The organism is Aeromonas molluscorum 848 (assembly GCF_000388115.1).
GTDB classification, from domain to species: domain Bacteria; phylum Pseudomonadota; class Gammaproteobacteria; order Enterobacterales; family Aeromonadaceae; genus Aeromonas; species Aeromonas molluscorum.
The window spans coordinates 1-14,399 of record NZ_AQGQ01000103.1; the positions used below are offsets into that span (position 1 = coordinate 1).

General features: G+C 59.7%; 11 protein-coding genes. 6 read left to right on the plus strand and 5 right to left on the minus strand.

Features of this window, described 5'->3' with window-relative positions:
* On the plus strand, nt 1-558 hold a 558-nt coding region (locus G113_RS13545), incomplete at its 5' end, for a malic enzyme-like NAD(P)-binding protein (protein WP_005904279.1).
* Nucleotides 559-630: 72 nt separating this feature from the next.
* On the opposite strand, the gene G113_RS13550 is transcribed toward G113_RS13545, so the two are convergent.
* The 4 genes from G113_RS13550 to G113_RS13565 form a co-directional block, all read right to left on the minus strand.
* Entirely contained in the window at nt 631-1,716 is a 1,086-nt protein-coding gene (locus G113_RS13550; RefSeq protein ID WP_005904281.1) for an OmpA family protein, read from the minus strand.
* Between the two features lie 269 nt (nt 1,717-1,985).
* Nucleotides 1,986-3,014 carry a porin OmpA gene (ompA, locus tag G113_RS13555; protein WP_005904283.1) on the minus strand — a complete coding sequence of 343 codons (1,029 nt, stop codon included), beginning with the start codon at nt 3,012-3,014 and terminating at the stop codon, nt 1,986-1,988.
* Between the two features lie 394 nt (nt 3,015-3,408).
* Entirely contained in the window at nt 3,409-4,437 is a 1,029-nt protein-coding gene (ompA, locus tag G113_RS13560) for a porin OmpA (protein WP_005904285.1), read from the minus strand.
* Nucleotides 4,438-4,730: 293 nt separating this feature from the next.
* Nucleotides 4,731-5,327 (minus strand): hypothetical protein, encoded by a 597-nt coding sequence (locus G113_RS13565; RefSeq protein ID WP_005904287.1) that lies wholly within the window; start codon nt 5,325-5,327, stop codon nt 4,731-4,733.
* A gap of 256 nt (nt 5,328-5,583) precedes the next feature.
* Between G113_RS13565 and G113_RS13570 the strand changes: the two genes are divergently transcribed.
* Complete coding sequence (locus tag G113_RS13570; RefSeq protein ID WP_005904289.1) at nt 5,584-5,850, plus strand: helix-turn-helix domain-containing protein; 267 nt, start codon at nt 5,584-5,586, stop codon at nt 5,848-5,850.
* 238 nt (nt 5,851-6,088) lie between these two features.
* Here the strand turns inward: G113_RS13570 and rssA are convergent, their stop codons facing one another.
* Nucleotides 6,089-6,991: a patatin-like phospholipase RssA gene (gene rssA / locus G113_RS13575; protein WP_040319229.1), complete on the minus strand. Its 903-nt coding sequence runs from the start codon at nt 6,989-6,991 to the stop codon at nt 6,089-6,091.
* A 189-nt stretch (nt 6,992-7,180) separates the two neighbouring features.
* Between rssA and G113_RS13580 the strand changes: the two genes are divergently transcribed.
* The 4 genes from G113_RS13580 (at nt 7,181) to G113_RS13595 (ending at nt 14,240) form a co-directional block, all read left to right on the plus strand.
* Entirely contained in the window at nt 7,181-8,230 is a 1,050-nt protein-coding gene (locus G113_RS13580) for an efflux RND transporter periplasmic adaptor subunit (protein WP_005904293.1), read from the plus strand.
* A complete protein-coding gene (locus tag G113_RS13585) occupies nt 8,230-11,325 on the plus strand; it encodes an efflux RND transporter permease subunit (RefSeq protein ID WP_005904294.1) in 3,096 nt (1,031 codons plus the stop codon). Before G113_RS13580 ends, G113_RS13585 begins: the two co-directional genes overlap by 1 nt.
* An 86-nt stretch (nt 11,326-11,411) precedes the next feature.
* Complete coding sequence (locus tag G113_RS13590) at nt 11,412-11,789, plus strand: hypothetical protein (RefSeq protein ID WP_005904296.1); 378 nt, start codon at nt 11,412-11,414, stop codon at nt 11,787-11,789.
* A gap of 111 nt (nt 11,790-11,900) precedes the next feature.
* Complete coding sequence (locus G113_RS13595) at nt 11,901-14,240, plus strand: YgiQ family radical SAM protein (RefSeq protein ID WP_005904298.1); 2,340 nt, start codon at nt 11,901-11,903, stop codon at nt 14,238-14,240.
* The last annotated feature ends 159 nt before the right edge of the window (nt 14,241-14,399 follow it).

Genomic DNA, 14,399 nt, shown 5'->3' on the forward strand with positions numbered 1-14,399 from the left:
GGTCGCCCTGACATCCTGATAGGCGTCTCTGGCCAGCCTGGTCTGTTCACCGAAGAGGTGGTCAAGACCATGCACAAGCATTGTGCTCGCCCCATCATATTCCCGCTCTCCAACCCGACCTCCCGGGTGGAAGCCACCCCGGCGGATCTCATTCGCTGGACCGATGGTCAGGTGCTGGTCGCCACCGGCAGCCCCTTTGCTCCGGTGGAATACAAGGGAAAGCGCTATGTCATCGCCCAGTGCAACAACTCCTTCATCTTCCCGGGGATCGGCCTTGGGGTCATCGCCTCAGGCGCCAAGCGGGTGACCGATGCCATGCTGATGTCGGCCAGCCGCGCCTTGGCGGAGTGCTCTCCCCTGGTGAAAGGCGAGGAGGGGTCACTGCTGCCGGATCTGGCGGATATCCACGAGGTATCCCGTTACATCGCCAAGATGGTGGCCAAGACCGCCATGCTGCAGGGCAAGGCGGTGCAGACACCGGACGAGGTGATCGACAAGGCCATAGAGGCTAACTTCTGGCGCCCTCTGTATCGACGCTATCGCCGTACCTCCTTCTAACGAAAGAGGCTGGAATGAAAGAAGGGATGCCGAGGCATCCCTTCTTTGTTTGCACAACAGAGGCAGGGGTTGTCAGGCTTTGGCTGGCTCGCTATCCATGGGTTCCGTCATGGGCTGCGGCTCGACCGGCGCTGGCGTCTGCTCGGTCTGGGTGCCGGTGACTTTGACTTCGACCCGGCGATCCGGTGCCAGGCAGGTGATCAGATCCGACTTGGCCTTGATGCCGTCGCACTGACTACCGCTGACCGGGTTGCTTTCGCCCAGGCCCTGAGTCGAGACGCGATCCGCAGGCAAGCCCTTGCCGACCAGGTAATCAGCCACGGTACGGGCCCGGGCTTCCGACAGCGTCTGGTTATAGCCATCAGAGCCGATGCGATCCGTGTAGCCCATGACGGTGATCTGGCCATCTTTGGGATTGACCTCGACGATCTGCTGGTAGAGATCATCCAGGGCACTGCTCCCTTCGGTCTTGAGCGTTGCCTTGTTGAAGGCAAACAGCACGTCCGAGCTCAGGGAGAAGCTCTTGTCGACCATCACCGGAGCGACTGCCGCCGCCACCATGGGCGCAGCGACCGGCGCCACATAGGCATGGCGATTCGGATGGAATACCAGCTCCAGAGTCGCGACGCTGACGTCAGTGACCCAGCGATCAGTGCCGCTGCCCAGCTTGCCATTGTCGGGGTCATCGCCGACCCGGAACATATAACGGTAGCGGGCCTGCAGGTCGAGCCAGTCGGTCAGCTGAGCCCCCATGCCCAGCCCCAGCAGAGGGGCATAATCATTGTCCGAGCCATTGATGGTGTCGACCTGATAGATATAGGCACCCCCTTCGGCAAAGAGCGAGAAGATGTCACCCAGAGGCAGGCGTCCAATGGCCGACAGTGTGGCCCCTTGACTGCTGAACTGCTCACCATCGACGCTCCAGTCGCCGGTGTTGAGATAACCCAGTTCGGCACCGAAATTCTCGGTGAAGTTATAGCCACCGAACAGGCTCCAGGCGGTGTCATTCTTGTCGACGTCACTACCCAGATCATCCAGATCATGGCCAATGGATACTCCGCCGCCACCGCCGACGTACCAGTCGTTGGCCTGGGCAGGAAGGCTTGCAGCTGATGCGAATGCCACGGCAATCAGTGCTGATAACAGGCTTGGTTTCATTGCTTATCCTCTTTTTTGTTGTGCAAGAGTTGTTACGCACCATCTAGTTATAGCCACCGTCCATGATTTTGCGTGGCTGAACACAGACTTAGAGTGCCTGGGCTGTGAGCAGGATCTCAAGACCGGAGTGATGGTGAGCATCAAGGTGCTCCAGGATAATACATGACAAAACAGCTTCGATTGAAAACTTCATGTAAATAAAAGAGGAGGCCATGGCCTCCTCTTTCAATAAACGGTATTCAGCCTGCTAGCAGGGCTTCACACAGTCATTATTGCTGCTGCAGCACTTCCTGTACGCCGGTCACGCGCACTTCGACGCGACGATCCGGTGCCAGGCAGGCGATCAGCTGAGCCTTGGCTTTGATGCCGTCACACTGATTGCCAGTCACAGGATTGGCTTCGCCTTGCCCTTCGATGGCAACTTTGCCAGCGGGGAGACCTTTGCCAACCAGGAAGTCGGCCACGGTACGGGCACGGGCTTCTGACAGCTTCTGGTTATAGGCGTCGGAGCCGATACGGTCGGTGTAACCGACAACCACGGCGCTGCCATCTTTGGGCTGAACTTCAACGATCTGCTGATACAGGCCGTTCAGGGCATCAACCCCTTCCGGCTTGAGGCTGGATTTGCCAAAGGCAAACAGCACGTCAGAGCTCATGGCGAAGTTCTTGTCGACCATGACCGGCTCGGGCTGAGCAACCACTGGCGCGGCGACCGGAGCAACATAGGAGGTGCGGTTCGGGTGCAGAACCAGTTCCAGAGTGGCCACACTCATGTCGGTTTCCCAGATCATGTTGTTGCCAGTCTTGTTCTCGTCACCCACGTCCCACATGTAGCGGTAGCGAGCCTGCACGTCGATCAGATCAGACAGCTTGGCGGTCAGACCCAGGCCGGCCAACGGTGCTATGCCGTTGTCGCTCTGGTTGTTGCCGTTGGCGTGGAAGACATAAGCACCACCTTCGGCAAACACGGAGAAGATGTCGCCCAGGGGCAGGCGGCCGATCCCGGACAGGGTGGCGCCCTTGCTGCTGAAGTCGACGCCATCTATGCCCGCTTTACCGGCATAGAGGTAGCCCAGCTCGGCACCGAAGTTTTCGGTGAAGTTATAACCACCAAACAGGCTCAGCGCGGTTGCGTCCTTGTCCACATCGGCGTTCTTGCCAAAGTCTTCCAGGTCGTGGGTATAGGCCCAACCGGCGGCGATGCCGGTGTACCAGTCGTTGTCAGCAGCCTGGGCTGCGGTGCTGCCGGCAGCCGCGAGGGCCAGGGCAATCAGGGTCGGTGCCACTTTCATTTTCATCGTTATATCCTCGTTGAGTTTGCCGCATCATTGGCGAGCACTCTTAGTCATATGCAACGCACCCGGGAAACCGGATGGCATATCTCCGTGTTGTAGCACGGACAGCATGAATGAATATGAAGGACTCCTGGCTACTCACGGCAGCGACGGCTTCCGTGGACAACTAACCGGTAGAGGCACTTTTAATAATTCATCCAATACCTTACAAGCGTGATAACTGTATTCTTTTGGCTCACGTTGATCAAGTTACTGAACGAATATGCAGCGTTATGAGAGGGCAGGGCTGGGTGGGGAGATAAAAGCGGGGTAGAGCTCCGACAGAGATTGTCGCTAGCTGGCCAAAAAAACGAAAGGGGATGCGATGCATCCCCTTGCAGTCAGAATCTCGAAGAGATTACTGCTGAACTTCTTGCACGCCAGCAACACGGACTTCAACACGACGATCCGGGGCCAGGCAGGAGATCAGCTGAGCCTTGGCTTTGATACCGTCACACTGGTTGCCAGTGACCGGGTTCGCTTCGCCTTGACCTTCGATGGACACTTTACCAGCGGCCATGCCTTTACCGACCAGGAAGTCAGCTACGGTACGGGCACGAGCTTCAGACAGCTTCTGGTTGAAAGCGTCGGAACCGATGCGGTCGGAGTAACCAACAACTACGGCGCTACCGTCTTTCGGCTGAGCGTCGATGATTTGCTGGTACAGACCGTTCAGTGCATCAACACCTTCAGGCTTCAGAGTGGATTTGCCGAAGGCAAACAGCACGTCGGAGCTCATGGTGAAGTTCTTCTCAACGATGACCGGAGCCACAACTTCTTCAACAACAGGAGCGGCAACCGGCTCAACGTAGGAGGTACGGAACGGGTGGTAAACCACTTCCATAGTCGCAACGCTCTGGTTGGACTTGTAGTTGTCATCAGAGGTGTTGTAAGCAGCAGTGGACAGGTCAGAGACGTTCCACATGTAGCGATAACGAGCCTGCAGATCCAGGGCGTCGTTCAGCTTGTAGGTCAGACCCAGGCCAGCCAGCGGGGAAACGCGAGTGTCGGAAGTTTCCAGACCGTCGGTGTGAGCCCAGTAGGCGCCGCCTTCAGCGAAGATGGACAGATCCTTGGCAACCGGCAGACGAGCGATACCAGACAGGGTGGCACCCTGGTTCTCGTAACGGGAGCCTTCGGTGTTACCACGGCCAGCGTACTGGTAGCCCAGTTCGGTACCGAAGTTCTCGGTAAAGTTGTAACCAACGAAAGCGTTGGCTGCGGCTGCATCTTCGGTGCCATCGTCAACACCGTTGATGTTGTTCAGACCGTTGAAGTGAGCAGCACCAACACCGGCACCGAAGTAGACATCGTCAGCGGCGTTAGCAGCAGTAGCACCCAGAGTGGCCATAGCGATGGCGATCAGGGAAGGGGCCATTTTCATCATAAATATATCCTCGTTGAGATGGCACGTTGATCACGTGCTTCGCACTTTTTGATTTATGTAAGCTGCAGGCTCTGCCAACGATGGCAAGGAGTCTGACAGGGATCCCGTGTTATCCGGGATCTCTCTCATCCATGAAGAGGGGGGGCGTGCTTGCACACATTTCACCCACCCCAAAAGGGTGTCAATCCGATGACGATGCGCACTGTATTCCCATTTCAAACCATGATCAAGCTCACAAAAGAGGCATAAGCCAAATTGTGTCGCTCACGCAAGCTGGGGTTCAGCTTCGTTGTTCAGTGGTCTAAGTAAGTCCTATGCAACCGCTTTTCAAGCTTCATATAGGCCTCAACCCAGTCTGGTTGCGGGATGGCGCTGTCCAGGCGTGCTGTCAGCACGGCGAGTAAATCTTGTTCGGTAGCCGACTCGAGCAGCGGAGTGAAGCTGAGTAAAAAATGTTTTGCCAGATAAGGGTCGAGAGGCCAGATATTGAGGATGGCGCGCGCGACGGGTTGCAGCGCGGCAGGACAGATGAAGTGATTGTGGCCCGCCTCCAGCCAGAGACCCATCTCCCGCAGGCCAGATTCGGGGACCAGCTTGCCTTGTCCGGGCGCTTTGGCCAGTTCAATGTGCTGACCATTATGCAGTTTAAGAGTGCCGTCCGCGTGCAAGGCGCCGTCATGGCCACGTAGCGTTAATCCGGCTTGCTCCTGGTTCAGGTAGAGGCTGATGCGCTCAGGCAGGGCCGATGAGATCTCGCTGGCCAGCCCCATCATGGACGCAGGTAATAAGAAGGCTTCCGCCCGATAATGCTGGCCTTGTTGCAGTTGCAGGGCCAGATCCTGCGGGGCGGGACTCGGATGTAGACGGGATATTATTCCAGGAAACGCCATTTTTATTACTCGTTATAGATAGTCAGTCGATTATACGGAGGATCCAACAGGCCTTCATAAAGGTTTCTCTTCGAGACTGTTTACCTCGAGCGATTGAGCGATTAACATCCCCGAGGTTTTTAAGGGTTGTCGCCAAAAGGCGTTTATAAGATAGAGGCTCGACCATAACGAGTCCGTTCAAAACTGATACACTTGACTACGAGTCGTCGCGAAAAATAAGGCGGAGTCAATCCGCCATACGGAGTATGGAACCATTATGAATTCAAACATTGACACTGTTGGCAAGAAGATCCGCCAGATCCGCGAAGCCGTCGGCCTGAGCCGTCCCAAGTTTGCTGATCTGCTGGGTGTTCCCCCCACCACCCTGAAAAACTACGAACTCGGTTACCGTGAAGTCGGTGGCGCCTTCCTGGTTGCCCTGGCTCATCACCCGGAACTGCACAAGTTCACTCTCTGGCTGCTCGCCGACAAGAAGGTCGCCGAGATTGGTCAGATTGGTCCGGACGATCTCGTCAAAGGCTAAGCCTGAGATTGCTCCCATGAAAATGCCGCCCAAGGGCGGCATTTTTTTGCCCGTCACTCCCCCCATCAGGTCCCATCCATCGCGATGGGCACAGTGCATAAGCTGGCCCAGCGGCTCTTTTCATCCAGCGACACACCTCGGCCGCGCCAGCGCGTCATGCTCAAGGGGCTGGGGCTCTTCCAGAGAAGACGTGCAAAAAGAGCGCCTGGTGGCGCTCTTTTTTCGGGGGCATCCTGGCTTAGGGGGAGGGGTCTGGCGTGGCAGGCAGCAGCCCGAGCCGGGTCAGCTCCTCTTTGAGCTGATGGGCGTTGCGCTCGACGCAAGCCTCGCCTTCATCAATGGCCTCTCCTGCCCGGTGAAAATCCATGATGGAGAGGTTGCCAAGGCGGGGGCAGAGCTGGATCTCCGGTGGATCCCCCGCCATGCGGGCCCGGGTGATCCGCTCCTGCATGATGTTGAGGGTGCTGCTCATCACATTCCACATGCCGGGCGGGGTCGGGCTGCCGTTGCCCCCCCGGTTGAACCACTGACCGAACAAGCCGCTCTGAGGCTCGATCACCTCATCCGGTTCCTGATCCCAGGGCTGATGCATATCGGTATTGAGGTTGACGGCGATCACTACCTCGGCGCCCATAGCGCGGGCCAACGAAATGGGGACGGGATTGACCACGGCGCCATCGATCAGCCACTGCTCGTTGAGCAGCGTCGGGGTCAGCAGTCCCGGCATGCCACAGGAGGCGCGCACACACTGGCGCAAGGGGCCCTCTTTGAGCCAGATCTCGCGGCCGGTATCGAGCTCGGTGGCGACGCAGGAAAATGGCATGGGCAGATCTTCGATACTGGGCTCCCCTAAGTGGCCGCCGGCGATGCCAAACACCTTCTCGCCGCGAAACAGACCGCCAGAGAGGGCGGGATCCAGCATGCTGACCACCTGCAGCCGGGTAAAGCCGCGCACCCACTCCTCCAGGTTATCGAGGGAGCCCGCCGCATAGGCCGCCCCGACGAAGCTGCCAATGGAACAACCGGCCACCAGATCAGGTTTGACCCCGAGCCGCTCCAGGCCGCGTATGATACCGATGTGCGACCAGCCTTTTGCGGCGCCGCTACCAAGGGCGAGCCCCAATCTGGGTCTTCGTGCCACTGTTTTGCTCCTTGATGATGGTGAATTGCCGCATGAATGACCGAGCACGCTGTGTATCCGGGGTCCAGGCGGTTAAAGCTTGTACTTCACCTGTAACCTTTTGTCACACTTATACATAGTCACGGCAAGAACTGGGGCTAGAATGGCCCTCTATTGTGAAATTCATACCCTTGTTTGCTGGATCCATCAATGAAAATGCGTAGCTGGTTGTTGCTCACGGCGCTCACTCTGCTGATTATCGGGGGCTGGTATTACCGCTCTGGCGCGCCCGTAGCCAAGGGCGCGGCTCACCCGATCAATATTCGAACCCAGACCGTCAGTCAGACCCTGACCGAGCCCATGCTCAAGCTGGTCGGCAAGCTGGTCGCCAATCGCGCCGTGATGGTGAGCCCGGAAGTGACGGGGCGCATCGTTCGCATCGCGGTCCATTCTGGCCAGCAGGTGAAGGCCGGAGATCTGTTGATCCAGCTCGACATTGGCAAGCAGCAGGCCGAACTGGCCGAGCAGGGGGCGAGTGTACGTGACGAGGAGCGCAAGCTGCGCGACATGAAACGTCTGGTGGCCCGTGGTGCCGTGACCAGCTCCGAGCTCGAAGGCCAGGAGGCCACCGTCGCCATGGCCCAGGCCCGGCTGGCGGCGGCTCGCTATGAGCTGAGTCTGCGTGAGCTGCGTGCGCCATTCAATGGCACCGTCAGCCTGATTGACCTGAGCGAAGGGGCGCTGGTCAGTAACGGCGACAACCTGCTGCATCTGGACGAACTTGCCAGGCTGCGCCTGGATTTGGCCGTACCCGAACGTTATCTCTCCTTGCTGCGACCCGGTATGACGGTGAGTGGCACCAGCTCAGCCTGGCCGGATCAAACGTTTCACGGCGCCCTGGAGACGGTCGATAGCCGGGTCTCCGACAGTAGCCAGAACATCAAGGCCAGGGTCATTTTCCCCAACACATCCGGCCAACTGCGTCCCGGCATGCTGCTCAGCGTCGAATTGGCGCTGCCTGCCCAGCAGATGACGTTGATCCCGGCCCAATCGGTGGAATATCTCGGTGAACAGCGCTTCGTCTATCGCCTCGAGGCCGATGGACGGGTCAAGCGCCTGCCCGTGACCCTGGGTGAAACCCACGGGGAGCAAGTCTGGGTGACTGAGGGGCTCAAGGCTGGCGATCGCATCGTGGTGGAGGGCTTGGTCAACCTGCGGGATGGCTTGCTGGTTAAGGATCTGGCGAAGGTGAACGGCTGATGTGGCTCTCGGATATGTCAGTGCGCCGCCCGTTGGTGGCGGTGGTGATCAGTGCCCTGCTCACCGTGTTTGGCCTGGTGGCGTTCGCCAAGTTGACGGTGCGCGAGATGCCGGATGTGCAGACGCCTTCCGTCTCCATCACCACTGTGTATGAGGGGGCGGCCCCCGAGGTGATGGAGAGCCAGGTCACCAAGCCCATCGAGGATCAACTCTCGGGCATCAGCGGCATAGAGAACATCAACTCCTCGACCCGCAAGGGGCGTTCCAGCGTCACGGTGGAGTTCAAGCTGGGCTGGAACATGGTTGAGGGGGTGTCGGATGTGCGCGATGCCATCTCCCGTGCGCGTACCCAGCTGCCCGATGATGTGGATGACCCCCTTATCACCAAGGACAGCGGCAATGGCGATGTCGCCATCTGGCTCAATTTCAGCAGCAGCCAGATGGACAGAACCGCCATGACGGATTATGCCAACCGGGTCTTGGTGGATCCTCTGAGCCTGGTGGACGGGGTGAGCGAGGTGATGCTATCGGGGGATCTGGAGCGGGTCATGTATGTGCGGCTGCGCCCGGTGGACATGGCCGCCCGCAGCATCAGCGTCAATGACGTCGAGGATGCGCTGATCCGGGAGAACATAGAGCTGCCCGGCGGCGAGATCCGCAACAACAGCATGACGGTGGCGGTGCAGATAGAGCGGCTCTACAACACGGCCGCGGATTTTCGCCGCCTGCAGATCAGCACGGCCGCCAATGGCCAGCCGGTCTATCTGGCCGATATTGCCGACGTGGACGTGGGGGCCAAGAACGAAGACAGCGCCTACCAGCGCAATGGCAAGGAGAGCCTGGGGATAGGCATCATTCCCCAGTCCACCGCCAACCCCCTGGCGGTGGCGCAGGGGATAGAGCAGAAGATGACTGCCATGCAGCGTTTCTTGCCGGAAGGGGCCAGCCTGGAGGTCGATTACGACTCCACCATCTTTATCAAGCAGTCCATCGAAGAGGTCTACTACACCCTCGCCATCAGCGCCCTGCTGGTGGTGGCCGTGCTCTATCTCTTCCTGGGGCAGGGGCGCACCACCCTTATTCCCGCCATCACGGTACCCGTATCGCTGATCTCGGCCTTTATCGGCGCCTGGTATCTCGGTTTTTCCATCAACCTCATCACCCTGTTGGCACTGATCCTCGCCATCGGCCTGGTGGTGGATGACGCCATCGTGGTGGTGGAGAACATTCACCATCACCTGCAACGTGGCGAGCCTCCGTTACTGGCGGCCTGGCACGGCACCCGCGAGGTGGGCTTTGCCGTCATCGCCACCACGGCCGTGCTGGTGATGGTGTTTGTGCCCATCGCCTTCATGGATGGCATGGTAGGCAGGCTCTTTACCGAATTTGCCATCCTGCTGTCACTGGCGGTGATCTGCTCCTCTCTGGTCGCCCTGACGCTGACGCCGGCCATGGGATCCTGGCTGATGCGGGCCAAGGCGACCACCAACCCGCTGACCGCGGCCCTGGATCGCGTGCTGGGCCGGGTCGAGAAGCACTATCGCCGCCTGCTCGGCTGGCTGCTGCCCCGATCTGGCTGGGCCCTGCTGGTATTGCTGCTCTGTCTGGTCGGCAGTGTCGGCCTCATCAAGCTGCTGCCTGCCAACCTGACGCCGACCGAGGACAGAGGCGTCGTCTATGTGTTCGTAAAGGGGGCCGAGGGCACCAGCATAGAGCGGATGAAACGCAACATGCAACAGGTCGAGGCCGCCATCATGCCCCTGCTCGGCAAAGGGGTCGTACAGGCCATGAGCTTCAGCACCCCGGCTTTTGGTCGCGGGGGGGACCAGACCGGCATGACCATCATCCAGCTCACCGATTGGGCCAAGCGGGAGCAAAATGCCACCGCCTTCACCAAGGAGTTGGCGACCCTGCTCTCCGATATCCCGGATGTGACCATCAGACCCTTCCAGCCCGGTTTCAGACGCGGCTCGACCGCCCCGGTACAGTTTGTGTTGCAAGGGGGCGACTATGGCGAGATCAACCAAGTCGGCAATCAGCTCAAGGCGCTGGCACAGCAGAGCGGCCTGATGACCAACCCGGATCTCGATTACGCCGAGAAGACCCCTGAGCTGCAGGTGACCATAGACCGTGACCGGGCCAGCGAGCTGGGGATCCCTGTGTCGACGGTGGCCAACAGCCTGCAAACCCTGCTCGGCGGCAGCACCAAGACCACCTATGTGGACAGGGGCGAGGAGTATGACGTCTATCTGCGCGCCGATCAGACCAAGCTCAATGGCGCCTCGGATCTCAGCCGCATTTATCTCAAAGCCGCCACCGGTGAGATGGTGAGTCTCTCAACCCTGGCCAGCTTCAAGCAGGTGGCCAGTCCAAACCGGCTCAACCACTACCAGCGCCAGAAGGCGATAACCCTGACTGCGGATCTGGCCCCGGGCCACACCCTGGGCGAAGCCCTGGACCTGCTCGATGGCTGGGCCAATGAACATCTACCGGCTGGCATGACGGTGGATTACGCCGGCGACTCGAAGGATTATCGCGATAACCAGGGGGAGATGGCCCTGGTGTTCGGGTTGGCGCTGCTGGTGGTCTATCTGGTGCTGGTAGCCCAGTTCGAGAGCCTGATCACCCCGGCCGTGGTGATGATGACGGTGCCGCTCGGCATCTTCGGCGGCCTGCTCGGCCTCTGGCTGACAGGGCAGGAGATGAACATCTACAGCCAGATCGGCCTGATCATGCTCATTGGCATGGTCACCAAGAACGGCATCCTGATCGTGGAGTTCATCAACCAGCTGCGCCAGCGGGGTGAAACCTTCGAGGCGGCCATCATTGCCGGTGCCGTGCGCCGCTTGCGGCCTATCTTGATGACCTCGCTTACCGCCGTGATAGGGGCCGTGCCACTGATGCTCTCCATGGGGGCGGGTTATGAGAGCCGGATGACGGTGGGGACTGTGGTCTTCTTTGGCCTGAGTCTGGCGACCCTGGTGACCTTGCTGCTGATCCCCGCCTGTTATCACTTGCTTGCCAGGCGGGCCGGGATGACGGGTCAGCGCAGCCAGCAGGTTGATGAGGCCATCGGCACCGCGCCCCGAGTATGACGGGCCCCACCATATGGATCGATCTGGTGACCCGATGACGCAGACCAGGCGGCCATTGACTACATTGAAGTCATGGTCTACCGGAGATGCTCATCTTGAAGTTGTCACGTCGTGAGGCAGCGCCCTTGCTCTGCCTGGGTTGCGGACTCCTGCTTATGGGAGTGAGTGAACAGGCGAGGTTGCTGCTGGCCGGTCTGTCCGTCTATCTCGTTGGCGGCCTGGTCTGGTATCAGCTCAGCCAGCCACGCAATGATGGCAAGCGCAAGCAGGCGTGGCCGCTCTGGCTCTACGAGAGCCGCCCCTTCGTCATGATCCTGCTGGGGTTGCTGATGCTGCGCGAGGCGACCCACCCCCTGTTCCTGCTGCCCGCCCTGTTCTGGGTACTGCTGGGGGGTCATCAGCTCTGGCTGCGCCATCAGCACCGATTCTGGCGCCGACGCGCCCCTGCCTTGCGCGCCCTCTAAGGCCATCCTCCGCGATGGCCTTATCCCTTGCCTTAACAGGGATAAAAAGCCATCGCCCCCGGTGGGCTCTGCCGGTATAATGCGCGACCCGAATTGTTCCAGGTGTTCAAAATGCAGCCGGTTACCAACTTGTTTTCCTATCCCCGTTACTGGGCAGAGTGCTACGGCACCGCCCCCTTCCTGCCCATGTCCCGGGCGGAGATGGACCAACTCGGCTGGGACAGTTGCGACATCATCCTGGTCACGGGGGATGCCTATGTGGATCACCCCAGCTTCGGCATGGCGGTCATCGGCCGCATGCTCGAATCCCAGGGTTTTCGGGTTGGCATCATCGCCCAGCCGGACTGGTCATCCAAAGAAGACTTCATGCGCCTGGGCAAGCCCAACATCTTCTTCGGGGTGACGGCGGGCAACATGGATTCGATGATCAACCGCTACACCGCCGACAAGAAGCTGCGCCACGATGACGCTTACACCCCGGGGGACATAGGTGGCAAGCGGCCGGATCGGGCAACTCTGGTCTATACCCAGCGCTGCAAGGAGGCCTTCAAGGAGGTCCCCGTGGTCATCGGCGGCATCGAAGCGTCCCTGCGCCGTATCGCCCATTACGACTACTGGTCCGAGACCATACGCCGCTCCATTTTGCTCGATGCCAAGGCCGACATCCTCATCTACGGCAACGCCGAGCGGCCGCTTATCGAAGTGGCCCACCGTCTGGCGGCGGGGGAGACCATCGCCACCATGCAGGACATTCGCGGCACCGCCGTGATCCGCAAGGAGCCGCTGCCGGAGTGGCGCGGGGTGGATTCCAGCAAGCTGGACCGTATCGGCCGCATCGATCCCATCATGAACCCCTATATGGAAGGGGCGCCCTGCAGCGATGACGAGGGCACGGCTCCCATGGAGCAGGAGGCCAAGCCCATCCTGGTGCAGCCCGCTAAACAAAAGCCCTGGGAGAAGACCTACGTCAAGCTGCCGGCCTTCGAGCGGGTAAAGGAAGACAAGGTGCTCTACGCCCATGCGTCGCGCATTCTGCACCACGAGACCAACCCGGGCTGCGCCCGGGCGCTCGCCCAGTCCCATGGCGATCGCATCATCTGGGTCAACCCGCCCGCCTTCCCGCTCGAAACTGACGAGATGGACGGCGTGTTCGGCCTGCCTTATCAGCGGGTGCCGCACCCGGCCTATGGCAAAGAGAAGATCCCGGCCTACGAGATGATCAAGACCTCGGTCAACATCATGCGCGGCTGCTTCGGCGGCTGCTCCTTCTGCTCCATCACCGAGCACGAGGGGCGCATCATCCAGAGCCGCTCGGAAGAGTCGATCTTGAAAGAAATCGAAGAGATCCGCGACAAGGTGCCGGGCTTTACCGGCGTCATCTCGGACTTGGGCGGCCCCACCGCCAACATGTACAAGTTGCGTTGCAAGAGTCCTAAGGCCGAGCAGACCTGCCGCCGCGCCTCCTGCGTCTGGCCGACCATCTGCCCGCACATGGACACCGACCACACCCCGACCATCGATCTCTACCGCAAGGCGCGCGACATCAAGGGGATCAAGAAGATACTGATCGCCTCCGGGGTGCGTTACGACATCGCCGTGGAAGATCCGCGCTACATCCGCGAGCTGGCCAAGCACCACGTCGGTGGCTACCTGAAGATTGCCCCCGAGCACACCGAGGAGGGGCCGCTCTCCAAGATGATGAAGCCGGGCATGGGCAGCTACTACCAGTTCAAGGAGCTGTTCGACAAGTACTCGAAAGAGGCGGGTAAAGAGCAGTACCTGATCCCCTACTTCATCTCGGCCCACCCGGGCACCACGGATGAAGACATGGTGAACATGGCGCTCTGGATCAAGGAGAACCGCTTCAAGCTCGATCAGGTGCAGAACTTCTATCCGTCGCCGCTCGCCAACGCCACCACCATGTATTACACGGAGAAAAACCCCCTCGGCAAGATCAGCCGCCAGAGTGAGGACGTGTTCGTGGTCAAGGGCGAGCGGCGTCGTCGCCTGCACAAGGCGCTGCTGCGTTATCACGATCCGGCCGGCTGGCCCATGATCCGCGAAGCCCTGCTGGAGATGGGCAAGGGTCACCTGATCGGCAACGGCCCGAGCTGTCTGGTGCCGCCGGAAGGGCGCGGCGAGGCCAAGGCCGAGCGCAGCATCAACAAGGGACTGAAACCAGCCCTGACCCGCCACAGCAATATCGTTCACCAGCGGGGCAATGGGGCTGGCAGCAAGACGGGCAATGGCAAACCGGCTGGTTCCCCGTCGCAGAAAGGCGCTGGCAACGGCAAGCCCGCGGCCCAAGGCGCAGGTCAGGGCAAAGCGGCAGGACAGGGGAAACCCGTGCACAAGGGTAAAACCCCGACTCGCGCTGGCTCAGCCAAACCGGCAGCCCAGGGCGGCAAGCCTGCCGCCAAAGGAAATGGCGCCAAGCGACCGGCTCGGTAATATTTCCTGACTTGGAAAGCAATTGAAAATAAAAAGGCGACCGGGTGGTCGCCCTTGTTGCTTTATGATAGTAGATATAAATTCTCAACATTTTTATGTTATATCTACAACAATCAACTTGAATAATATTTTTATCGAAATTGATTTATTCTTATAGCT